At 41.3% G+C, this 22,729-nt stretch carries 20 protein-coding genes and 1 riboswitch; of the genes, 11 read left to right on the top strand and 9 right to left on the bottom strand.

Annotated elements, in window-relative coordinates; all coding sequences use genetic code 11:
• The first annotated feature begins 79 nt into the window (after positions 1–79).
• From AM500_RS14300 to AM500_RS14270, 7 genes are all read left to right on the top strand, one after another.
• Entirely contained in the window at positions 80–4,297 is a 4,218-nt protein-coding gene (locus tag AM500_RS14300) for a WD40 repeat domain-containing protein (RefSeq protein ID WP_053599826.1), read from the top strand.
• A gap of 226 nt (positions 4,298–4,523) precedes the next feature.
• Positions 4,524–5,828 carry a hypothetical protein gene (locus tag AM500_RS14295; protein ID WP_053599825.1) on the top strand — a complete coding sequence of 435 codons (1,305 nt, stop codon included), beginning with the start codon at positions 4,524–4,526 and terminating at the stop codon, positions 5,826–5,828.
• Positions 5,825–7,045, top strand: a complete 1,221-nt coding sequence (locus AM500_RS14290) for a hypothetical protein (RefSeq protein WP_053599824.1) — start codon at positions 5,825–5,827, stop codon at positions 7,043–7,045. Before AM500_RS14295 ends, AM500_RS14290 begins: the two co-directional genes overlap by 4 nt.
• A gap of 113 nt (positions 7,046–7,158) precedes the next feature.
• Positions 7,159–7,641: an RNA polymerase sigma factor gene (locus tag AM500_RS14285; RefSeq protein ID WP_053599823.1), complete on the top strand. Its 483-nt coding sequence runs from the start codon at positions 7,159–7,161 to the stop codon at positions 7,639–7,641.
• Positions 7,642–9,096: a zf-HC2 domain-containing protein gene (locus tag AM500_RS14280; RefSeq protein WP_053599822.1), complete on the top strand. Its 1,455-nt coding sequence runs from the start codon at positions 7,642–7,644 to the stop codon at positions 9,094–9,096.
• Positions 9,097–9,110: 14 nt separating this feature from the next.
• Positions 9,111–9,668, top strand: coding sequence for an HD domain-containing protein (locus AM500_RS14275; protein WP_231688005.1), 558 nt, complete (start codon positions 9,111–9,113; stop codon positions 9,666–9,668).
• Between the two features lie 69 nt (positions 9,669–9,737).
• The gene (locus AM500_RS14270) at positions 9,738–10,115 is read left to right on the top strand and encodes a VOC family protein (protein WP_197282599.1); all 378 of its coding nucleotides are present in this window, start codon (positions 9,738–9,740) and stop codon (positions 10,113–10,115) included.
• Positions 10,116–10,202: 87 nt separating this feature from the next.
• On the opposite strand, the gene AM500_RS14265 is transcribed toward AM500_RS14270, so the two are convergent.
• On the bottom strand, positions 10,203–11,432 hold the full coding sequence (locus tag AM500_RS14265; RefSeq protein WP_156319823.1) for an MFS transporter: 1,230 nt from the start codon (positions 11,430–11,432) through the stop codon (positions 10,203–10,205).
• A gap of 327 nt (positions 11,433–11,759) precedes the next feature.
• A complete protein-coding gene (locus AM500_RS14255) occupies positions 11,760–12,989 on the bottom strand; it encodes an NAD(P)/FAD-dependent oxidoreductase (RefSeq protein ID WP_053599818.1) in 1,230 nt (409 codons plus the stop codon).
• Between the two features lie 249 nt (positions 12,990–13,238).
• On the opposite strand from AM500_RS14255, the gene AM500_RS14250 reads away from it, so the two are divergent.
• Entirely contained in the window at positions 13,239–13,799 is a 561-nt protein-coding gene (locus AM500_RS14250) for a hypothetical protein (RefSeq protein ID WP_053599817.1), read from the top strand.
• A gap of 383 nt (positions 13,800–14,182) precedes the next feature.
• On the opposite strand, the gene AM500_RS14245 is transcribed toward AM500_RS14250, so the two are convergent.
• Positions 14,183–14,434, bottom strand: a complete 252-nt coding sequence (locus tag AM500_RS14245) for a hypothetical protein (RefSeq protein WP_053599816.1) — start codon at positions 14,432–14,434, stop codon at positions 14,183–14,185.
• A gap of 197 nt (positions 14,435–14,631) precedes the next feature.
• On the bottom strand, positions 14,632–15,069 hold the full coding sequence (locus AM500_RS14240; RefSeq protein WP_053599815.1) for a hypothetical protein: 438 nt from the start codon (positions 15,067–15,069) through the stop codon (positions 14,632–14,634).
• Positions 15,070–15,321: 252 nt separating this feature from the next.
• On the opposite strand from AM500_RS14240, the gene AM500_RS14235 reads away from it, so the two are divergent.
• Both AM500_RS14235 and AM500_RS14230 read left to right on the top strand, forming a co-directional pair.
• The gene (locus tag AM500_RS14235) at positions 15,322–16,050 is read left to right on the top strand and encodes a GDSL-type esterase/lipase family protein (protein ID WP_053599814.1); all 729 of its coding nucleotides are present in this window, start codon (positions 15,322–15,324) and stop codon (positions 16,048–16,050) included.
• A gap of 67 nt (positions 16,051–16,117) precedes the next feature.
• Positions 16,118–16,714 (top strand): M15 family metallopeptidase, encoded by a 597-nt coding sequence (locus AM500_RS14230; protein WP_053599813.1) that lies wholly within the window; start codon positions 16,118–16,120, stop codon positions 16,712–16,714.
• Positions 16,715–16,785: 71 nt separating this feature from the next.
• On the opposite strand, the gene AM500_RS14225 is transcribed toward AM500_RS14230, so the two are convergent.
• The 4 genes from AM500_RS14225 to AM500_RS14210 form a co-directional block, all read right to left on the bottom strand.
• Complete coding sequence (locus AM500_RS14225) at positions 16,786–17,154, bottom strand: response regulator (protein ID WP_053599812.1); 369 nt, start codon at positions 17,152–17,154, stop codon at positions 16,786–16,788.
• Between the two features lie 63 nt (positions 17,155–17,217).
• A riboswitch (cyclic di-GMP riboswitch) is annotated at positions 17,218–17,304 on the bottom strand.
• Positions 17,305–17,570: 266 nt separating this feature from the next.
• Positions 17,571–17,771: a CsbD family protein gene (locus AM500_RS14220; RefSeq protein WP_053599811.1), complete on the bottom strand. Its 201-nt coding sequence runs from the start codon at positions 17,769–17,771 to the stop codon at positions 17,571–17,573.
• A 130-nt stretch (positions 17,772–17,901) separates the two neighbouring features.
• Entirely contained in the window at positions 17,902–19,164 is a 1,263-nt protein-coding gene (locus tag AM500_RS14215; protein ID WP_053599810.1) for a dicarboxylate/amino acid:cation symporter, read from the bottom strand.
• Positions 19,165–19,275: 111 nt separating this feature from the next.
• Positions 19,276–20,322 (bottom strand): M42 family metallopeptidase, encoded by a 1,047-nt coding sequence (locus tag AM500_RS14210; RefSeq protein WP_053599809.1) that lies wholly within the window; start codon positions 20,320–20,322, stop codon positions 19,276–19,278.
• A 242-nt stretch (positions 20,323–20,564) separates the two neighbouring features.
• Here AM500_RS14210 and AM500_RS14205 point away from each other — a divergent pair, with 242 nt between their 5' ends.
• Positions 20,565–20,873, top strand: a complete 309-nt coding sequence (locus AM500_RS14205) for a hypothetical protein (protein ID WP_231688004.1) — start codon at positions 20,565–20,567, stop codon at positions 20,871–20,873.
• Between the two features lie 596 nt (positions 20,874–21,469).
• Here the strand turns inward: AM500_RS14205 and corA are convergent.
• Positions 21,470–22,417 (bottom strand): magnesium/cobalt transporter CorA, encoded by a 948-nt coding sequence (gene corA, locus AM500_RS14200; RefSeq protein WP_053599807.1) that lies wholly within the window; start codon positions 22,415–22,417, stop codon positions 21,470–21,472.
• Positions 22,418–22,729 lie beyond the last annotated feature (312 nt).

Genomic DNA, 22,729 nt, shown 5'->3' with positions numbered 1-22,729 from the left:
ACTATGAGTTGCAGATGAATACAGAAATATAAATTACAGATTATCACGAAAAAAACAAATCAAAGGGGGAAATTTCAATTTGAGAAGGTTAATTTTAAAAGGTTTGGTTAGTTTTCTTGTTGTACTACTTCTTGTTGGAGAGCCTTTGACGAATGTTTATGCTTTTGTAGGCTCAAAAGAATCACAATCAACTGGTGAGATTAGTATCTCTGAAACTACACCTAACACAACAAATGAAACTATTTCAACAACTATGGCTTCGGACCAAACATTTATCGATCTCGGTTACCCAATTCAAACAGCTCAGACGATAGATGCAACTTTTGGTGTCGAAGATGGTGTGAATGTTGTTTATACAACGGTGACTGGAAGTGCTACTTCAGGCGACTTTGCTAAGTTTAATGTGATTGATATCGATAATCAAAAATTATTAAATTCATACCCCTTAAAAGACTCTTCAAATGCATGGTCCCATGAGAAAACCTCTGATGGGCGTGTTTATATTGGAGCTTCGAAAAAATTATTTGTTTACTCGCCTGAAACAAAAGAAGTAACCGACCTCGGTATCCCAATTAATGGTACTGAATCAATCTGGAGCCTTACTTCCGATGAGGATGGCAATGTTTATGGAGGTATCTACTCTGCATCTATCGGGGGGCGTGTATTCAAGGTTGATGCTAGTACACTTGAAGTAACGGATTTACTCGGTGAAGCGGTGGACTCCAGTGAAAACTATATTCGTTCAATCGCCTATTATGATGGATATATCTATGCAGGAACAGGTTCGACTAATGGAAGAGTTTGGAAGATTAATCCTGTAACAAAAGAAAAAGAGCGCATTGAACTTCCAGGTTCACCTGAGAATGCAATCTATAATGGTAAGTTTAATAGTATGGGAGCAGTATATGGGATGACAGTAGTAAACCATTATTTATTTGCCTTTTTCAACGGACCGTTCACGATGCATGTTTATGATCTAGATGCGCAGAAATGGCGGGATACTGCTTTCTCTAATATTCGTGGCTTAATGGCAGTAACGGGGGCTCATAATGGAAAAGTTTATACAAGTAAGAAAGACGGCAATATGTGGGAAATTGATGTAGAAACGCTCACTGAAAAAATCGCCATGCCTTTTGACGGATCTATTCGTTCCAGTAAATGGATGGATGTTGCGAATCAGACAGCATTTGACGGCAAGGCAATGGTAACCATTTCGTATGATGGAAAGGTTGTGCTGTATGATCCAAATGAGAAGAAAAAAGTGGTTTTGCCAACTCTAGTAGACGGAAATCCACTAAACTTACAAGCAATTGAAAAAGGACCTGACGGGAAGATTTATATTAGTAGCTATATGGGGACAGAGGGAGCAACCTATGACCCAACAAATGATGATAAGCTAGCAAACTTTTCTCTGGCACAGGCTGAGGGATTTGGAAGTGTAGGAGAAACCATGTATTTTGGCCTCTATCCAGGTGCTGAGATTTTTGGTTGGAATACATCGCAGGAAATCCCACAATCAGGGCCAGATTTCTTATTTGAAATTGACAATGGCCAGGATCGTCCATTTGTACTTCGTGAAGGAGGCGAAAAATTATTAATTGGAACGATTGCAGGCTATTCAAAGCATGAAGGTGCATTAACCATTTATGATCCTAAAAGTGGAAAGTATGATGTGTACCCAGGCATTGTGCAGAACCAAAGTATTGCAGGTTTAACATATAAGGATGGAATTGTCTATGGTTCCACGACAATCCATGGTGGTCTTGGTTCGGCTCCTGTTGCTAGTAAGGCAAAATTATTTGCATTTGACATGTCAAAAAGGCAAAAAATTCATGAGTGGAATTTAGAGATTGATGGATTAAGTACAACTATTCCGATGATAAGTGGTTTGACAAATGGACCAGATGGATTGATTTGGGGAGCTGTAAATGGGTTTATTTTTGCCTTTGACCCAGTAACGTATCAAGTGGTGAAATCGAAAAATGTCTATCCAGACATAACTAATTATGGTCGCTGGCGTCCAGTAAAGCTTTATTTTGGTGAGGATGGATTATTGTATACGAATGTTGGAAGTAGGTTAACCGTCCTAAATCCAAAAACAATGGAGAGTAAACAATTAGTAGAAAATGAAGTAAATATTTTTACGATGAATCAGGACAATGAGGTCTATTTTGCTCAAGCTACCAAAGTGATGAAAAAGCTAAGGGAGCTCCCAGAAAATTTAACCTTCTCTATTCCGGATACAGCTACCATTGGAGTTTCTCAAGAAATAGCTGTTTCAGCAGATTTTTATGATTGGATAGTAGACATTACAAAATATGTGGAGTTTTCTGTATCAAATCCAGAAAAAGTAGAAATTAAGGATGGAAAGATTATTCCGAAGCATGCTGGTGAGGTTACGCTTACTGCGACTTACATGGGAAAGGAATTAACGAAACAGGTGATTACTGTTGTTGAGCCGAAACCCGTGAAATCTTTTTTAGATGTGAAAAATGCTAGTTTTGAAGAAAAAGAGCTTTCTGGTTGGACATTAACAAAAGGTAAATCCCAGGATTCTTTTATTTCAACATTATATGCCTTATCAGGTAAGAATAGTTTACAAGTAAAAACCAATCAAGCAAGAGGAAAAACAGAATTTTTATCTGATGAAATTGAAGTAAAGGAAGGGAAATCTTATACGGTAGAGGCTAACGTGTTCTTATCGGGTGATGGAAAGCATCCTAGTAAAATGAAACCGTCGGCATTTGTCGGAGTCTATTTTTATAATGAATTAGGGGATTTGATAGCAGTTGAGGGACTAGATGAAGGTAAAATAACACTCTCTCGACATGAATGGTTTCATGTTAAGCATACAAGCTTAGCCCCTAAAGGTGCAGTAGACGCGAGGATTGTATTAAACGGTCACTTTGGCTGGCTTGATGAACTTTATTACGATGATGTATCATTTTCAACGACTGTTGACCCAAGGGAATTGCCAACTGTAGAACTAATTCCATCATCGAGCTATGATGTTGCCGTTGGTTCAGATGTATCATTATCGATATTGGCTGCGGAGGGAACTACCGTTGAGGTGAGAGAGGGTAGTACCATTCTTGCTACTGGTGTAGGTGCTGGGGAAAAACCAGTGGAGCTCGTGATACCATCACCGGAGATTGGTGAACATGAATATACGGTTGTCGTTACCAAACCTGGCATTGGCTTTGTTACTATGAAAGTACCGAAGATTACCGTTTATGAATTAACCAACTTATCAATTAAGCCTGAAAAAATTGAAATGGCTGTCGGAGAGGAAAAGGTATTTACGGTGTATGCTGAATATGGACCAATTAAGAAGGATGTTACCAATGAAACAAGCTTCACCACAGCTTCAGTAGATATTGTTGAATTAAATAGAAATAAATTGACAGCAGTGCAGGATGGAAATGAGGTTGTCATTGCCGAATATGCTGGGAAGACAGCTGAAGTTAAAGTAGTGGTATCTAGCTTTCTTTTAACTAGATTGGAGTTAACTCTACCAATAAATTTACGAGTAGGAGAAACAGCCACCGCAACAGTTTTTGGATACTATAAAAATGTAAATAATGGCAATGTGGAAAAACGAAATCTTCATGACGGGGTACAATTAACAATTACAGATGATGCACATGCTTTCGTACAGGGACTTGATATTACTGGGATGGAGCGGGGAGAGGTAGTTGTAACAGCAGAATATCAAGGAATTTTGGCTAATTCAACGGTTAATGTCTACCGTTCGGGAGACACTATCAAACAATTTTTAGAGGTGGAGAACGCGGATTTTGAGGATTTGAGTGAAGATGACTTTATCCACGGTTGGTCGCTAAGAGATGGAACAGAAGGCTACACGTCTCTTGAACTATCAGAAGAGCAATCCTTATCAGGCGATAACAGTTTAAAACTTGTTGATGCAACTACTTCCAAATACACAGCTTTACAATCTGATTTGATTGAAATTGAGATAGGTGTAACTTACACAACAGGTGCCAATGTTTATTTAGGAGATCCACCAATTAATCCAGACACAGGTAACGCATTTAGTAGCAGTCGTACATTATATCAAATTCGTTACTATGATAATAATGGAAAGGAACTATCAATAACAAGTGGTCTAGGAATTATATTTGATTCTCCAAGAGGCCAATGGCTACAAAAGGAATTCTATTTTACCGCACCAGAGAATGCTGCTTATGTACGGATCTTGTTATCTAGCTCTAACGCATGGGTAACGACCGCATATTACGATGATGTGTACATTTATAGAATGCAAATAGCAGAATAATTGGAAAGGGACGGAGGTTATCCGTCCCTTGAATTCTTACAGGGACAAGGACCTGTCCCTGTGTCCCATTATTATTTTTTTACAAAGATTAAAGTGAACCTGCATCACTCTTGGAGAATGGAACAAGTCTATTAATATAAAAAAGTCCAAACCCCTTACCAAAACCACTCTGTATTAATATGGTATAATTTTTTCAAAATAGTGTTGCAAGGGGGAGTTGGTAGGAGTGGCGGATGAACTGCTCGTTCCGCAAGTAATTCTGGACGGGAAAATTTTAAAACAAGCTGGCATCACGAAGCGTGTGCCGTGGACATTAACTTCAGAAACCATTACATACTCAGTAAAAAAAGCAGTGGAATGTCTATCACTACTTAGTCAAAAGTCAGGTGCAATCGTTGTCTGGCAGGAAATTGACAGCCGCTTTTCGCAGTTTGAAATGTATCAAATTCAGCAGGAGCTGGAAAAGTTGATCCAGCCATTTTTTCCGGATGAATGGGAAGTTGAGGCTGTTACACCAAGGGCAGGCATAAACGGAACGGACCCAAAGGATGTAAGCAGAATCGTCCATACCATTTCCAAGCGCTACCCGTTCGAGATAATCGCGCAACTATCTGGAATTGGGCATGGAAAACTGTATGACTTGGTCTTCCGGGAAGGGATCAGGCAGTTTGAAAACCGTTATGCCGCAGTATTTTTTGCAAACGGGGAAGTTGTGGTGGAAAAAGCTGATATCGTTCCGATTGCTTCTGATTGGCTGGGAGAATTTCAGTCATTCATTATGGATCACGACTATATGGCTGCATTTGAGCTTCTTGATGAGTTGGAGGAATCCGTTGAAAAACAGGCGGCGGCATCATTGTTAAGGCTGATGATTCATCGGATGAATTATGACTTTGAGGACGCCCGAATCGCGCTGGATGAGGCGAGGTCGATTGCAGGCGAAACTGAGCTTTTTATTGAAACAGACGTTATATTAAAAAATTTGCTATCCAAAGACACAGCGATTCGTGATTTGGCGAGAATTATCGAGTTGTATCGCCATCTGGAGATGTATCTGGACCTTGATGATATGGTTTCGTTCCTGATTCGATTTTATCGGGCGCGTGAGGCGATCCTTCTTTATTTAATTGAGCATAAACAGATAGAGGGCTTAAGCTTCAAGAAGGATACCTGTTCATCCATTTACCAGTTGATCGAAAAAATAGAAGAAATGTATGATAAGCGGGAAATTAATAGCCATTTCGGGGCGTATTTTTACTTGAAGAGCTTGAATGTCGCAAAACTTCTGCAGGGGAGAAATCAGAGTTTCATTGGCCATGGCAGGAGCGGCATTGACAATGATGTTGCCTGGCAGTCGTATTTCGGGACATCGAGGACCACCATTTCCCGGGCCAAGAAAAGGTTCTTGATGGATTCAAACATCATGCTAAGGGAATTCGGGCATGAAATGGATAATAATGTAGAAAAGATTAATTTGGCTTTGCTGCAGCTAAGTGAGAAATTGACCGGGAAAGGTGCTGTTTCACTATGAAAAATTTACGAATCGTTTTGAGTGATCATCCAAATCCCAGGCTTCCTTCCTCAGCCAGCAACACGGAAACATTGTTACTGCAGCCAGCGGAGATAAAAGCTGGCACGTCTGGCAGAATACCTATTCCCGAATTCAAATCGGTCCACGAGGCACGGCAATGGACTGAAAACATTGCTGATTTGATAAAAACTGATTTTGAAACTATTGAGATACATACTGACTATTATTCCAACAAGGTACTTGCCCATATGCTCACGTTAAAGGTAGTGCAGAGGTTTCCAAACAGAACAGCATTGAATCCTTCTTTTTCAAAAAAGAAAGAGGTTAACAGAGCGAAAGAGGTGAACGTTTATCACCATTTACACCAGCTAGTTGAATCTGGGAATTTCCGGGCCGCCAAAAAACTTGCGTCAAAGCGGTTCCAAAACCGTAAAATTGTCCAGCTGCTTGACTTGGCACAGGGATTGCGTCAGTTTGATTTTACCTCCCATCAGCTGAAAACAGAAAGCTACTGGAATAATCTCAGCGAAACTCTTATGGAAATAGATCCAAAGGAAGCAAAAAGCGAAATTGCCTTCATTACAGAATTCAGGAAGGTAGCAAGAAGGGACCAGCGTGCATTTATTGCCTATCTTCAAAATTATGCCGAACTGCTTTATAAGGATAATAACTTAATAGATTTTGTGGTTCTATATTACCGGCTTGCGGAGGAGACGCTCCTGTATGCACTGGGATGGGATATTAATTGGGCGGTATACGAAGATCACAAGCAGTTCATAATCCGAAAAGGGGCCACCTATTTTCTTAAGATACCAGCAAATGAAAGGCTTTCAAAACATTTTCATCGGTATATGAAGGTGCTAGATAATGAAATTTACCGGCTTAATGGCCGCCCCGGCGTCATGATTAGCCCTGGTGCTTCAACAGGAACTGAAAAGCTTACTGGAAGGGATGAATTTTTTGCGAGGGTATATCTTTTCTTTAAAGATCCAGCCTTTAGCAAGTTCCTCCACCTTCGTCACCAAGGGGTCAGCGGCCATGGTTTTGTAGATTTCAACAAAGCTGACTTTGAAGCAATTCTAGGACAGGCACCTCTTGAAAAAATGAATCCAATTCTTGTGGAGCTCAACCTTATGCCAGCCTACTCAATTTTTGAGATGATTTCAAAAGCGGCTCTTGCTTTGGCATCTGAGGAAGTTGGGCAGCGGGTACCATGATCGTATGAAGTGCAGTCCAGGCAATGGGCTGCACATTTTTTTTGAAAAATAATAGTTTGCTTGTAACCTTTTTGGTTCTCGTTTGTCTGTAGTCGTTGAGAGGGGAGAAAAGGATGGCGGATCCGCTAGAGGAGCTGTATGAACAATATAAAAAACCGGTTTACACTTTCCTTTGCGCGTTGTGCCATAACCGTTCAGTCGCCGAAGAATTGACCCATGATACTTTCATTAAGGCGTTCAAGGGCCTGAAGAGTTACCGGGGTGAGGCCTCGCTTAAAACTTGGTTGTTCAGGATTGCCCGGAATACATATTTAAACAATGCGAAAAAAGCTTCCACGAGATACGAGCGGTCATTTGCTGAACCAGAACTTGAGGCAGAGCGCAGGTATGAAAACGCAGATGCACAATTAGCGGTTAGGGAAACGCTCCTCCAGCTGACCGAGCAGGAGAGATCGCTCCTGACACTCCGTTCTCACGGGTTTTCGGTGGCCGAGATCGCTATGGTACTTGGCCAGACAGAAGGTAATATCAAGGTTGGGCTTCACCGGGCAAAAAAGAAATTCAGGAAGTTATATTATGATGGGGAGGTGACTTGATTGAAATTAGATTGCGCGGTTGTTGAGGACCTTTATCCTTTATTTATGGAAAATGAAGTTAAGCAGGAAACCCGGGTTGCCATCAAAGAGCATCTCGATAGTTGTCCTAATTGCAGCAAGATTTATGAGGAAGGGACAGGTTTTACTCAAGAAATTGCTGAGGGTGGTTATCAGGAAGAGAATGTACCCGATTCACTCGATGACAAAATCCGCCTGAAAATCAAGCTGATTTGGATGCGGATAGTCGCTGCAGGCCTTGCATTAATCATCATCGTATCGGTCATCAATAACTATATTGACAATAGGCGGTTAATAGCAGACCGTTTTAATGACGTATACCGGTACAGTGAGCAGCTGAGTTTTCTCGCTGAACATCCACAAGAGGTTGATCCTTTTATAGCTTCCCAACTCGGATACTCCCAGGAAAAACTCAGCGGCTTTACTGAGAACCTGAACTGGCTTGAGGAGAAGAAGTCTAATCACAACTGGATCTTTGTTGATCTTAACGGTCTAGAGAGAATGATCAATGCTCTTGTGAATAGGCAGGAACTTGGCCTGCAGGATGAAACGGACAGGCAGGCATTGTCAGAACTTAGAACAAACATCGATAGCCTTAAAAAAGAAATTGAGGCTCAGTATCTCCTCTTCAATCACGGATATAGTTCATATTTTGAATTGGTGGACATGGAGAAAATTTCAAATGAGATTACGAAAATCAATAAAACGATTTATTTTTATACCCGGTATCACATGGCATCCGCAGAAGCAGACTTGCTAAGCAAGGACGAACTTGAAAAAAGAATTAAAGAAGTTCTTGGTTTTAAGAAGGGAAAAATTGAGCTTAAACAATTGAGGGATCGTCCGATATTGTATGGTTTCAAACTTGAAACTAAGGATCTTACTATTGAAGGAGAAATTGACAGTTATACAGGATATATTCTAGATGCATCTGCCAACCATGGATCGGATCAGGAAAAAACTACAAGCATCGATTATAATGGATTGAAAGAAAATGCCATAGGCCTGTTGAAACGCCAATATGGTGAGGAAGCCGATTTCAAAATTGATTACCGGGATGGATTTAATGGCATTCAGGATCAAAGCTATTTCGACTTTATTCCTGTCGTGGATGGGTACGAATTCTTTTTTCAATATGACCTGAAGAATACGGTTGTATTGAATCATAAAACTGGGGAGTTTTCGGAGTTAAGGGCAAGTTCAATCCCGTTAGGTCCCGAATTTTTCTTATTTAAGCCTGAGGAGAAAATAAAGAAGGATAAGGCGGAACAAATTGCTACAAAGGACGCCGGAAAACAGGTTAAATATAAAGCAACCCAAGTGATTTATTCCCCACTTGCTGGCGGATACGTTCTGGCACATATTTTTGAAGGTGACGGAGAAGAAATCTTTATCGATGCAAAAAGCGGAATGGTCGTAGACGCGTACTACATGTAGAAAGGTTGATATCGATGACGAAGGAAAAAGCTCTTTTATTTGCAAGTAAGGCCCATGAAGGCCAAACAAGGAAAGGAACTGGGTATCCCTATATTATGCATCCTGTTGCTGTAGGACATATTCTCGATGAGTCGGGCTTTCCCGATGAAGTTGTGATGGCCGGCTACCTGCATGACACGGTTGAGGATACAGATGTTACTAGGGAAGACCTCCTTTCTGAATTTAGCCAGGATGTAACGGATCAGGTTATGGCGAATACAGAAAACAAGCTGTTAAGCTGGGAGGAGCGGAAGCAGCATACCATAAACTTCGTTGCCGAAGCCCCGCTCAATGTCAGGGCTGTGATTGTGGCAGACAAGCTGGATAACCTCAAAGCACTCATTAGGGACCATGAAACATTTGGTGATGAGGTATGGGCCTTTTTTAAAAGGGGCAAGGAAAAGCAGCGATGGTATTATACAAGCATTGCCATGAACGTATTTGTCGGTCTTAAGCCGGATGAAGTTCCTGAGCTTTTTCACATTTTCAAAACTGAAGTTGATATGTTCTTTAACAATAAGCTTTCCTTATAGTCTTAAATAAACAAATGGTAATTTCCTTATGAGTCTTCACGAACTATACTTGGTTTTGAAGGGATGGGGATGAGAGTGGCATATGAATTGAAGAAAATTGACCATATACAGCTGACAGCACCTAAAGGCAGCGAGAAGGAAGCGCGCAAGTTTTATAGTGAGATTCTCGGGTTTTCAGAAGTAGATAAACCGCCTGTGCTAAAAAAGAAAGGCGGCGCCTGGTTTCAAACAGGCAGTATTCAGCTGCATATCGGAGTAGAAGAACCTTTTGTCCCGGCAAAGAAAGCCCATCCTGCATTTGAAGTCGGTAAGTTGGAAGAATTGAAGGAGCACTTGAAAAGGCAGGGCATCGAAGTGATAGAAGATGACAATCTTCCCGGGGCCAAGCGGTTTTTCGTAAGCGACCCGTTCGGTAACCGGCTCGAGTTTTTAGAATGGATGAAGTGACAGAAACACTATTACTTTTGCAAAAGACATATACTACTAAAAAAAGCCAGTAAAGGATATGTTCCTCTAACTGGCTTTTTTTGCTATTTACATAATCTCAACTGGCTTCTGCTTCCGCTCGAATTTAAGGGCTACAAGCAGGAAAGAACAGCCTGCAATCAGGCGGATAACTGAGCAAATCGCCATTGCAGAAAACATGCCAACCTGGCCCAGCAAATACACACCGAACTGTGGAGCGATAAACCCGATAATAGACAGGATGAATTGATAATTTGCCAGATAGCCAGCCCGGTTTACTTCCGGTGTTGCCTTAAGCAGCTGATTGAAAAGCAGTAAATTTGTTCCGGAAACAAAGAGGCCAATCCAGAAATTAAGCGCAGTAAGATAATACAAGTTCGTCGAAAGCATGGTTAAGATTGGCGCGGTTGCCATACCTGCAGCAGCGATAAATAAAATCATTATGTTTCCATGCTTGTCGGCAGCCTTTGCCCACCACTTTACACTAATAATTTGGGCAAGCTGATTTGTTACCGAAAAGAAACTGAACCATAGGGCTGTGGCACCTACATCCCTAATATGGTAAATGCTGAAGAGGGACCAGGCCATTTGCGCGCCAATATTGAAGAGCACCGCACAAACTAAAAATGACAGGAAGGGTTTATGGCGAAATACATCCATTGAAAATTTCCGTTTTTGCAGCGGATTCTCTGTCTTAGTCACGACTGCAGGTGAATCCTGATGCTTGTATAAATAATAGACTTCAACAAGAGCGAACACAAATCCGATGACGAATAGAATCTGATAGGGAAATGCGTCATCCTTGGCAAATTGCTGAAGGAAAAAGCCGGTTCCGAACGTGACTGCCATCGCGGCAATCGTAACCCAGCGGTTGCGGGTGCTAAAGAAATCGCCGCGCCGTTTCTCAGGAATCAAATCACCAATTAGTGTTTGCCAGGATAAGCCTGACAGTGCGCCGGGAAAATTTAACGCGGCTATTAAAAACACAAGCAGCGATGCGGAATAGGGTTGATCAACAAACGGGATGAATAGAATCAGCATAAACATTAATCGGGTTGCAAGTGTTGAAATAACCGCAAAATTCTTTTTGCTTTTGGCTTTGTTCAGCCAAAGAGCTCCAGGGATAAGCGCTAGCATCGCAACAATGGATGGCAGGGAAGTAATCAGCCCCATTTGTTCGTTGGTCGCACCAAGCACACTTATAGCAAATAACGGAATGTATCCATTGACTGCTGTGGTTGATACAGTAGATGCAAGTCCGTGATATATACTTAGTTTTTCATTGTTACTAACGTTCAAATAAGTCGTCTCCATTCATGTTTAAAATCACACGAATTGGATTGTAATACGCTTTATGAAGCATTACAAGATAAGCAGGCAAAAACAGTTAATTTTTCATGGCTTCTCCATCAAGAACGTATGCTAATCTGCTCAATGATAAAGAACAATCAAAAAATTGCAAGGGGTTCGAACAATCCAAACGAAAAACCCTTCCATGGCCAGGAAGGGTAAGGGAAGTTGATACAGCATGGCATAAGGGAAGGTTTCGGGGGAAATGCCATGCTGCCCAATTTAATAAGATATATAACAAGGAGGGAGGAATTGGGGGATTCCCGTCTCCTGTTGTTAATAATGTTGTTTTACAGTATTTTTAATTGGCTCCTGGTTTAGGAAAAAGATTTGTTTAATGACAAGCGCAGGACCGCCAAGTACAAACAAGTAGCGGTTTTCGATTACACGCTTCATGATGGCTGCAAACCAGCCGGAAATTTTTAATGGGCCAACTTTACCGACAGCTGCAAAATCGCCAATTGATGCGACAGATCCTTTGTGGTGATACTCAAAAGTTTTCAATTCTCCACCACGGATAGCCGCCACAATATTTTCTCCGCAGACATCAGCCTGCTGCATTGCGACCTGTGCAGTCGGCGGAAGAGCAGTTTTTTCATCCTTCATGAATAAGGCGCAGTCGCCAACACAGAAGATATTTTTATAACCTTTTACACGAAGGTCCTTGTCGACAGGCAATTTGCCTCGTTCAAGCGGGAGGCTGAACTTCTCTATGATGGAGTTGGCTTTAACTCCGCAAGACCAAACAAGCGTCCGGGTAGGAATTTCCCTGCCGTCTTCAAGAATTACTATCTCTTCCGTCAGGGCAGTAATCTTTGTGGAAGTCAGGATTTCAATATCGTGTTTTTCCATAACCTTGTTAGTAAATTCTACAAGTTCCTTGCCAAAGAAAGGGATGAGTGAATCAGCCGCTTCAATGCCGATAATCTTAACCTTTTCAAAAGGAACACCATGCTCCTTGCAAAGCTTTGGCAAACCTTCACCAAGTTCACCCATCAATTCAATGCCGGTGAAACCTCCGCCCGCAACAACAAATGTCAACCTGGATGGATCCTGGTCTTCTTTATAAAGCTTCATTTGCTTAATAATTTGGTAATAAATCGCTTTAGAGCTGCGGAAGCTACGAATTTCAAAAGCATGCTCCTTGATTCCAGGGATACCGAATGTTGCAACTTCAAAACCAAGAGCAACAACCAGGTAATCGTAGGAAATAACTTCACCAGTTTCAAGGCATACCTTCTGGCCTGAAGGGTCAACAGAAGATACGGTACCGGTCATGAAACGGGTTTTTTCAGGATTGATTAGCTCAGGAATGGATAGTGCGAGTTTGCGGTCACGCGCGGTACCAACACCGGCTTTATGCAGCTGTGTCGTAATATAATGGTACTCATGCTTGTTGATCAGCGTAACATTCGCTTCACCTGTGCGGAGAAGTTTCTCAATTTTTTTATCTGTGATAAGGCCGCCATAGCCGCCACCTAAAATAACGATATGTGGTTTTTGCATCCGAAGTCCGCTCCTGTCCAAAGGAAAGTGTAGTTGTGAAATTATTCACAAATAAAACTAAAAAAATAGCAATATCGTTGATGTGTTAGCATTGTGAAACAATTCACATGTTTTATGATATTTCTAGATTAATACAATTCATAAAATTACACAATACTTTTTTAAAAAAAGATGTGGATTTTTCATAATTTTTTTCTGAAATGGAAATAGTAACCGAGTGGAAGTGATTTTGACATAGGAGATGATTGAATGCGTTTAGCAGCTGGAACTATTGCCTTGATGCTGCTTCTGCCAGCAGCAGCAGCAGCGAACACCATGATTCAAAGCCCGCCTCAGGAACAGGGAACTGAAGCTCATGAAGGCAAAATGGAATCGCAAGGGAAGCATAGAATGCCATTTGAGGTGAAAGAAGTCGAATTGCAGTCCTGGGCGGAAAAATACACACCTGAGAAGGCTGAGGAATGGAAAACAGTTCTTGCCGAAAGAAAGCAGCTTCATGATAAATGGATGAGTCCCGAGATGGCACCAAAACGTGAAGCTTTTGAGAAAGAGAGACAAGCTAAAATCGAAGAAATTAAAGCACTCAGGCAGCAATTTGAAGAAGGAAAACTTACAAGGGAAGAATTCCTGAAAAGAGCACACGAGAAAATGCAGCCCAATGGCGCCACTACTATGAAAGGCCATGCAGTCTACCCTCGCCTCCATGCAGCTGTTGAAAAAGGTGATACAAAAGAGGCGGGACTTCTTTTAAATAAATTGTTGGCTTTCTATAAAAGCCATAACGAGAGACTAGCGGACAGGATGAAATAATTAAATGGGCGCCAATTTGGGCGCCCGCTTTTGATTTTATAACTGTTCTAACGGTTGCTTGTAAATAATTCCCGCTCCCTGCTTATATGAGTAGCTATCCCGTTCGTAACCGCCACTTGCAGGCTCACAGACAACCTTGTTTGAATAACGCGAATGATCGAATGATGAGTAGCCAATGCCAGTGGAATACCGTTGGACGCTGTGGCTATTGCTGCTTCTGATAGAATAGAACCGTTTAATGAGTCATTCCTCCCCTCAGGCCCATTGGCAGGCCAGTATTTCTCACATGGCTAACATCCTTAAACATCTTATCTTATTCCCGATTTCCAAAGAAAAAAACCGGAATATTTAAAAAATACCCGGTTTTTTAAGTATTAATTTTATTAACAGGGAGACGGCTGACCTTTAGTAGACTCCAGAGCCTTTATGATCGCAGCGGCCACCTGATCAGAGTTATCGAAGTGAGAGATTTGACCTAAGTCGAGCAGCCGAACTTGAAATTGTTCCGTTTCCTTCGAATATTGCAACGTTAATACTTCTTTTTCACCTGATGAAAAAATATGAGTCACATTGGATTGAACATATGGATTTTCTTTTAGTTCCTCAGCTAAATGATGCAGAACAGTGTAATCCATCTTTACCAGCCCCTTTAGATTGGATATCCTTTTTCCCCTGGCATTAGAGATGGTTGAAATAGGTTGTTTTACTAAGTGTAGCAGACATAACCAATCATAAGCCGTTATTAACACGATATTAAGGAGAACTTAATATGTTTGAAATAATAAGAAATGTGGATTCTTGCTCTCATTGTGATAGAAAGAGGAAGTTCATGCTAAATATAAGTGTTTCGTGCATTTTCATATTCTGCTACGTCCAAGAGGATATAGTCACTGTAATAAACAATAACATCAGTGCCTTCATCTAGCTGTTCAAGTTTTTTTACGACATCCTGGTTCCTGCAAAATAAAGGGACATTTACTTCACCATTAAAAAAGACAATATAGGAAAATGAATCAGGAAAAGGGGAGTCTTTAGAACGGATTCCAACATACCTCCCGGAAAAGGAAGAAAGCTCGGCTTTTGTTTTCGATTCGGAATCAATTGCCTCCTTTAACAGTTTAGATCTTGTTTCTCCCAAACATTCTTGTAAAAAGAAAAGAAAGGCAACAAAGCCCATCAGAATCATGGTAATCGCCAGAATTTCACTTGGGGGTGGTACTAGCAATCCTATCGTCCAAAATAGCAGTGCGGCTGCAAGATGGTAAAACATTCTTATCACCTTCTTCTGCTTGATGGGGTACAAAAAGGCCGCCAATCTACTATCCTGGCAGCCGAGTCAATGAGGTCGTATTTATTTGTAAAAGATGTTTACCTTCACTTAAGCATACAACATAGACAACTATTTAGTAAACAGAAATGTCTGTTAATTCAAATAATAATTCATCTATAGTTTAATTGATTGTGATTAGCCGATTTGGGTATAAAACAGTGTAATCAAAGTGAAGCACTAGGGGGAACATCTATGAAATGGACAAAAGGAATCATCATAATAGCAGTATTGGCAGCCGCAGGGCTGGCTGCCTATATCTCTTTTGCGGATAACGGCGATGCAGGTAAAGGGGAGACTGTCATAATGGCCTTTGGCGATTCGCTAACCTATGGGCAGGGAGACAGGGACGAACAAGGGTATGTAGAAAAGCTCGAAAAAGAATTGAATAATCGCTACCCAGGTGAAACTTTCAAAATCGAGAACTATGGTGTAAAAGGGCGAGAATCGGGCGGGGTCTTAACCGAGATTGCCAATCCAAAAACTGCCGCGAACCTTAAAAACGCCGACTACTTTATTCTGTTTATCGGAACAAATGATCTTATTAACAGCAATGGAGGAAATCTAAATCAACTGCATCCTGACAAGATTCAGGAAGGCCACAAAACCTACATGCGGAATTTAGAAATGATCATTGACATCCTTAAGAAAGCAAATAAAGATGCTCCGATGCTCGTACTCGGACTTTACAATCCTTATCCCGAAGGCGGGGATCAAATTGAGCAAATCATCGATGAATGGAACAAAGCCACGATAAAACTTGTCAACACAAAGGACGAGGTTGCGTACGTTCCGACAAATGATCTTTTTAAAGGACAAGAAAAAGAAGCGTATTTTAGCGATGAACTTCACCTAAATGAAAAAGGATATAAGTTGCTCGAGCAAAGAATCCTCGAAGAATATCAATTCGACAAGCATAAGTGATGGAATCTCTCGGTTAAAAGGGTAAAATGGTATCATGACAACATAGATTGCCTTTTGGAGAGAGTAAATGAAAAATTCTAGAAGAAAACGAAAAAAAAGAAGAACAAAAAATCTCCTCTTCCTTTTACTTGTAGCTGGAGTTCTTTTCCTCGTCTGGAGGTCAATAGGATACCCAGGGCTTTATTATCCTGGAAAAAATGCACCAATGCCATCAGCACTCCACCCTGAGGTAAAACAGAAAGCGGACACGCTCGTTAGCCGGGCAGCCGAAAAAGGCATTACTATTCAAATATATGAAGGCTTTCGCAGCAATGAAGAGCAGGAAGAGCTATACGCGCAAGGACGAACTGAAAAAGGAAACATTGTCACACACGCCCGTGCCGGCGAGTCCTATCACAATTTTGGACTGGCTGTTGACTTTGCGCTTCTTACAAAGGATGAACAGCTGATATGGGACATGGAATATGATATGAATGGCAATGGCCGAAGTGATTGGAACGAGGTTGTTGCAATCGCCAAGGAGCTGGGTTTTGAGTGGGGCGGCGATTGGCCAAACTTTAAGGATTATCCCCACCTTCAAATGACTTTCGGATTATCGATAAGGGAACTCCAGTGGGGGAAGAGGCCGCCGGGAAGCAATATTGCGGAAAACCAGAATTCATAGGAAAAACGGCGGGCCATCGGGACCCGCCGTTTTATGTATGAAAGGGATCAGATTCGTCGCAAGTTTTTTAATTAACATTGACCTGACATCTCAAGCTGTTCCAGTGTGTCCAACAGCCCATTGAAATCGGGTTTTTGGATAAATCCCTTTGCCCCTTGCTCCATTGATTGGGTTACCAGGCAGTCATCCTTGAATGTAGACATCATGAAGACCGATGCGTTCGGATTGATTCTAACAATTTCCCTTAATGCTTCAAATCCGTTCATTTGGGGCATAAGAAATTCGAGCATGACGATATCAGGCTTTGTGGCCAAAAATTTTTGGATAGCCTGCTTCCCATCTTCTGCCTCTCCAGTGATTTTGTACTTGGTTCTGTGAAGCTTTTGTTTAAGTACGCTTCGGATAAAGAGAGAACGATCAGCAACTAATATTGATTTCATGTGCAAGAACCCCTTCGCCATTTTAAAAGGCAAATCAGGTAAAGATCATCTATTTGTATATGTACCTGCAACCCGGCTGCCATGACAATGTCTTGTTTTAGGCCCGTGGCTTTGCGTCTTTTACTTTCGTAAAATTTGCCCTTTCCCACATACTAGCACGAGTAACTAGTTAAACAATAGGACTTTCGTCATAATTATTTCGACAAAGCGAACGCGCATTCTTAAGGGGAATTAGCGGAAAACCCTGTAATAATAAGAAATATGAGGAATTTAATGAGTGTGATGGAGATGAGTGGATAGGGTTGGGAAAATTTCCTCATTGTGCATTGGGTCAGCGGTCTAAGGTCTCTAAATTGAAAAAGCCGCCCAACGTTGAAAAATTGGCGGCTTTTTATGATATTAAAAGGAACTAAAGGTTATCTCATTCTATCGGCATGGTCATTGAATTTACTAGAGAGTTTTTCCTTGGCATGGCCTAGTTTTTCCTCCGCATGGCCTTTGCCCTTGTCAATATTCCCTTCAGCTTCCAGTGATTCATTCCCTGAAAGTTTTCCAAGAGTCCTTTTGGTTTCACCTTGCAACTTGTCGAATGCACCTTTTGATTCATGCTTGTTCATAGTTGTTTGCCTCCTTTGTTTGTTGCTCTACTTTTACTTTACCCAAAGTGGGGGAGGACAAAACAATGGAGGGTAATCACTGCGGTATACTAATATGAAAATATAGCACATTTTTAAAGTTGTGATAGTTTTATGATGCAGTTTTAGTAGCAAGGGAATTCTTTAACCAATCCCTGCCTTCAACGAGGCGTGCAACAAGCATGGCACAAACCGTATTGCCAGTTGAGTTCAGCAGTGTAGCAGGTGCATCAATGATAGTTGAAATTACAGCGATAATTGGAAGTACTTCTGGTGGGAAGCCAAATACACTGATAATCAGCATTTCTCCAATCATCCCGCCTCCCGGAATGGCGCCCATCACGGCCCCCACGAGAAACGCCACGGCAAGAATGCTTGCAATACTTAAAACGCTGGTCATATCTTTTCCAAACAACCCAAACAGGAAGACTATTTTTAGGACACCGCCAAAAACTGATCCATCCTTATGGGTGTTCGCGCCTAACGGGATGACAGTTTCTGCGATATCCTTCGGCACACCCATCCTTTTAGCGGCTTCAAGATTGATTGGGATACTGGCAGCGCTAGAACATGTTGCAATAGCGGTGACAGAAGGAGCCAGAGCATTTTTCCAGAATGTCCGAATGCCTTCCTTGCCTGCTGCCAAGAATGCATATAATGTGAAAAAACCAAAATAATAGATGACGGTTAACCCTAGATAGAGTAAGAACGTCCGCAGGTAGCCTTCGAGAATTTGCGGGCCAAGTTCTCCGATGACTGCAGCAAAATATGCTCCCAAGCCAATCGGTGCATAGTACATAATAATCTTGACCAATTTCATCATAACTTCAGTCGCGGATGATAGAAACAAAGCCACAGGCTTGCCTTTTTCACCTGTCATTGCTGTTGCCAGGCCAAATAGGACAGAGAATACAATCAATTGCAGCATATTGCTTTTTGAAAAAAGGTTTACGAAATCTGGGACTGTAACCGTAGCAACAAGCTGGTCGGCCAGTGAAATGTCCTGTGCCTCAGCTGGATCGGCTTTATCCATCAGCTTTTCAATTGCTGCAACATCAGTGTTTTCAAGCGGATTAATAAGCGAGGTTCCGATAAATCCGATTACCGCAGATAAGGCGGCAGTAAGGAAAAACACAAGGAAAATGCTTCCCATTATCCTGCCTAGCCGTTTCATTCCTTCCATATTTGCAATTGCGGATGAAATACTGAAGAATACTAATGGAACGATAATCATAAATAATAGATTTAAGAATAAGTCCCCAAGCGGCTTTACAATAGCGGCATCCGTTCCGAAAACAACTCCGCAGATACCTCCGATAACCAGTGCTGCGAGAAGGATGACGGAAGATGCATACGTTTTAAAGATCGAAGTCATACATTTACCTTCTTCCTGGTACTGTAATGTTTAGTAAGTATATTTGTTGTAAAAAAGAATTATGAAAAGAGAGAGGGGACTGTCACAGATTTGTGCCATCCCCTTTTGTGTTTAAACCATTTCCGACTGAACATATTCAACTAGAAGGGAGAAGGTATGTTCAAGTGAAGAACGATGTGTCCTCTCATATGCATGTGATGAATCGATTCCAGGACCTACTAGTCCGTGGACGATGTCATGCCCGGATTTGATTGCTGCTGATGCGTCAGAACCGTAATATGGGTAAATATCAAGTTTGTATGGAATTCCGTTTTCTTCAGCGAGTTGGACCAGTTTTTTTCGTAATCGATAATGATATGGACCACTTGCATCTTTCACACAAATGGATACAGTGTATTCATCTGTCTGCTGGCCATCACCCATCGCCCCCATGTCGACAGCAAGGTACTCGACAGTCTCAGGAGTAATATTTGAATTGCCGCCATACCCAATTTCTTCGTTATTTGAAAAAAGGAAATGAGTGGTATAAGGAAGTTCAATTCCCTCTGTTTTCACCTTTTTAATTAACTCAAGGAGGATTGCTACACTAGCTTTATCATCCAGATGGCGGGATTTCACATAGCCGGATTCTGTAACCTGAACCCGTGGATCAAAAGAGACAAAATCCCCAACTTCAATTCCAAGTGTGCGTACTTCCTCGGCGCTATGTACCTTTTCATCAATCCTGATTTCAATATTAGCCTGATTGCGTTCTGCTTTGCCGGCATCCTTGTAGACATGGACGGATTGCTGGTGCATCAGGATTGTTCCTGTATATGTTTTTCCTGAGCTTGTTTCAATTGTACAGTATTCGCCCTCGATTGAATTGAAAGTGAAGCCGCCGATCAAATCAATCTTGAGACGGCCGCTTGGCTTGATTTCCTTAACCATCGCTCCAAGTGTATCAAGGTGGGCGGTCAGCATTCGATGCGTGCTGTCGTCTTTTCCTTTGAGACTTGCAATTAACCCGCCTTTTCTATTCCTGTTTGTTTCCAAACCAAGATCTCCGAGGAACTTCTCCACAAAAGCTATTGCTTTGTCTGTATTGCCTGTTGGGCTTGGAATAGAAACCAATTCCGTCAAAACAGTTACAATTTCATCCGTATGTCCTTTTTCCATCAAAACCGCCTCTTCCTCTGTCTAATATTTCCTTACAATTATACATCCACAGTTAGGTGGTGTGAAATAATTTCCTTTTCCGTTTATCCGCTGTGAATTTTATTAAGGGTGGTGCATATGGTAAAAGGTGGCGGATTTTTTTTGAAAATTGATTAAATCTGTTATCGGGAGGGTAATAATGTGTATACAGAATGGGCACAACTTTTGCCTATTCAAATTATCAAGATAGTGGGGGAGACAAATTGACCAGGTACGAAATGCACCATATTAAACCTAAAAAAACGAATTTGTACAAGTGGATTGCGACATTTGCTTTCTTGCTACTCTGTATAGGGCTCATGTTAGGATTCAGCAAATATGCGCAAAGCACAATAAAAATAGAGGCGCCACAAATAGATAACGGGCGCAAAGTCATCGTCCATCTTCCAAATGGAAAAGAAGTTTTTACCTATGAAAATCTCATTGTTAAAGAAGGCGACAAGCTTTTATATAAAGGTGAACGAAACACTCTCGACTTGACCGGCGGGAAAGTTGAATATAAAGATTGGTAAAATTCAAAAGCGAAAGCGCCTTGGTCATCGCCGTACAAAGCGGAGGAACCTCGAATGAGATAAAGGAATCACGAAGAGCGAAAGCGATTCGATGATGACTTATCGTAGGGAGGGGGCCTGAAGTTTGCTAGGCGATAGGCGCTGAAGGTGGATGTACTAAAAGAGGGCTGCACCCGGGTTCGGGGGCAGCCCTTTCTATATGTAAATGCATAAAATTTAGGTTATGGAAAAGAGAACGACCCATAAAACGATGGTTGATTAATCTTGACCTGCGGGAAGAGATTAATCCACGGAATCCTTTTTGGTGGATTAATCCTGTGCCTGCGGGAAGAGATTAATCCACGGAATCCTTTTTGGTGGATTAATCCTGTGCCTTCGGGAAGAGATTAATCCACGAAATCCTTTTTGGTGGATTAATCGTGTGATTTTGGAAAGAGATTTGTCTACGAAACCTCTTTTGGTGGATTAATCGTGTCTCTTCGGAAATAGATTTGTCCACGAACACCATTTTGGTGGACGAATCCTGTGCCTTCGGGAGGAGTTTAATCCACGAAAATATTTAAGGAAACCCGTGGATAGTTAAAGGGGGGATTGGGCTACTTAAACCAGCCCTTCCTCCAGAAAAACAGGAACATGGATAAGGCGATCAAACCCATAACCCCTAAAGATGCAAAATAACCATACTTCCAGGCAGTTTCAGGCATATACTCGAAATTCATACCATAAATACCGGCAATAAAAGTCAGTGGCATGAAAATCGTTGTGATCACGGTTAAAACCTTCATCACCCGGTTAGTTTCATGTGAATTCATCGACAGCACGCTATCCCTAATATCTTTTGTCAATTCCCGATTTGAGTCAACTAAATCCGTCAGTTTCAGCAGGTGGTCATGAATATCAGAGAAATAGGCAGACTTGAGCTGAAGCTCGGTAAGCTTTTGAGAGTTGAGCATCCTGTATACCAAGTCCCTTGTCGGAGCAACAGTATGACGCAGTACCAGCAAGTCTTTCCGGATATCAAAAACTTCCTTTAACAAGTCTTCTGTAGAACCTCCTGTATAAGCCTCATCCATATCATTCAAATGATCTTCTATCCTGTAAAGGGGCGGAAAGTAATTATCAACCAATTGATCCAGAATGTGATAAAGAACGAGGGACGGGCTATAGGTATCCTGGTTTTTTGATGTAAGAACCCTCCGCCATATCTCGCTAATTTCCGGGGAGGGATGCTTATGAAAGGTGACAATATATTTTTCACCAAGGAAGATGTTGACTTCCTCTTTTTCAAGAGTTTCCTGGTTAATCGAATGGGCGACGAAAAAAGTGTAGCCCTCATAATAATCCAGCTTCGGTCGCTGCTTTCTGTGCAGGCAGTCCTCAATTGCAAGGGGATGGAAATTAAGCGGGCTGGCAAGCCTGGTTACTTCATCGTCCGTTGGGTTATTAAAATCTATCCAGTACCAAGATTTCTTATTTAATAAAGCTTCTATTGGAGCATTTTCTTGTAAAATGCCGTTTTCTCCAAAGGAAATTGTCCGTATCATAAGTAAGTAATTCTCCTACATGCTTTTATAACATCATAACAAAGATTATAAGTTAGTGAAAAATTTGATTCTTGGCTTCATGTTTGCTGAATATTCCGCTGTTTAAGAATTATTTTTAAAACCGCTGAATTAATTTTAAAAATGTTAGAAATAATTAAAGTACTGTTAAAATTAAATTCGAAACTCATTTAATTATTTTCCCATGAGTTTTGAGTATAAACGGATTTAGTGACTGCCAAAGGAATTTTTTAAAAAGGAAAGACGGCAAGAAAGTTGACTTTGCATATCCGGATTTTATATAATTTTGTAAAA

The sequence above is a fragment of the Bacillus sp. FJAT-18017 genome (genome assembly GCF_001278805.1).
GTDB lineage: Bacteria > Bacillota > Bacilli > Bacillales > Cytobacillaceae > Bacillus_D.
The sequence above is the reverse complement of the archived record's forward strand: the minus strand, read 5'-3'. Positions and strand labels throughout refer to the sequence as shown.

What these genes read in the sequence shown, in the direction of transcription:
- AM500_RS14290 (WP_053599824.1), top strand. Translation starts at nt 5,825, where the DNA reads ATGAAAAATTTACGAATCGTTTTGAGTGATCATCCAAATCCCAGGCTT.
- AM500_RS14285 (WP_053599823.1), top strand. Translation starts at nt 7,159, where the DNA reads ATGGCGGATCCGCTAGAGGAGCTGTATGAACAATATAAAAAACCGGTT.
- AM500_RS14275 (WP_231688005.1), top strand. Translation starts at nt 9,111, where the DNA reads ATGACGAAGGAAAAAGCTCTTTTATTTGCAAGTAAGGCCCATGAAGGC.
- AM500_RS14270 (WP_197282599.1), top strand. Translation starts at nt 9,738, where the DNA reads ATGAGAGTGGCATATGAATTGAAGAAAATTGACCATATACAGCTGACA.
- AM500_RS14255 (WP_053599818.1), bottom strand. Translation starts at nt 12,989, where the DNA reads ATGCAAAAACCACATATCGTTATTTTAGGTGGCGGCTATGGCGGCCTT.
- AM500_RS14250 (WP_053599817.1), top strand. Translation starts at nt 13,239, where the DNA reads ATGCGTTTAGCAGCTGGAACTATTGCCTTGATGCTGCTTCTGCCAGCA.
- AM500_RS14245 (WP_053599816.1), bottom strand. Translation starts at nt 14,434, where the DNA reads ATGGATTACACTGTTCTGCATCATTTAGCTGAGGAACTAAAAGAAAAT.
- AM500_RS14240 (WP_053599815.1), bottom strand. Translation starts at nt 15,069, where the DNA reads ATGTTTTACCATCTTGCAGCCGCACTGCTATTTTGGACGATAGGATTG.
- AM500_RS14235 (WP_053599814.1), top strand. Translation starts at nt 15,322, where the DNA reads ATGAAATGGACAAAAGGAATCATCATAATAGCAGTATTGGCAGCCGCA.
- AM500_RS14230 (WP_053599813.1), top strand. Translation starts at nt 16,118, where the DNA reads ATGAAAAATTCTAGAAGAAAACGAAAAAAAAGAAGAACAAAAAATCTC.
- AM500_RS14225 (WP_053599812.1), bottom strand. Translation starts at nt 17,154, where the DNA reads ATGAAATCAATATTAGTTGCTGATCGTTCTCTCTTTATCCGAAGCGTA.
- AM500_RS14220 (WP_053599811.1), bottom strand. Translation starts at nt 17,771, where the DNA reads ATGAACAAGCATGAATCAAAAGGTGCATTCGACAAGTTGCAAGGTGAA.
- AM500_RS14215 (WP_053599810.1), bottom strand. Translation starts at nt 19,164, where the DNA reads ATGACTTCGATCTTTAAAACGTATGCATCTTCCGTCATCCTTCTCGCA.
- AM500_RS14210 (WP_053599809.1), bottom strand. Translation starts at nt 20,322, where the DNA reads ATGGAAAAAGGACATACGGATGAAATTGTAACTGTTTTGACGGAATTG.
- corA (WP_053599807.1), bottom strand. Translation starts at nt 22,417, where the DNA reads ATGATACGGACAATTTCCTTTGGAGAAAACGGCATTTTACAAGAAAAT.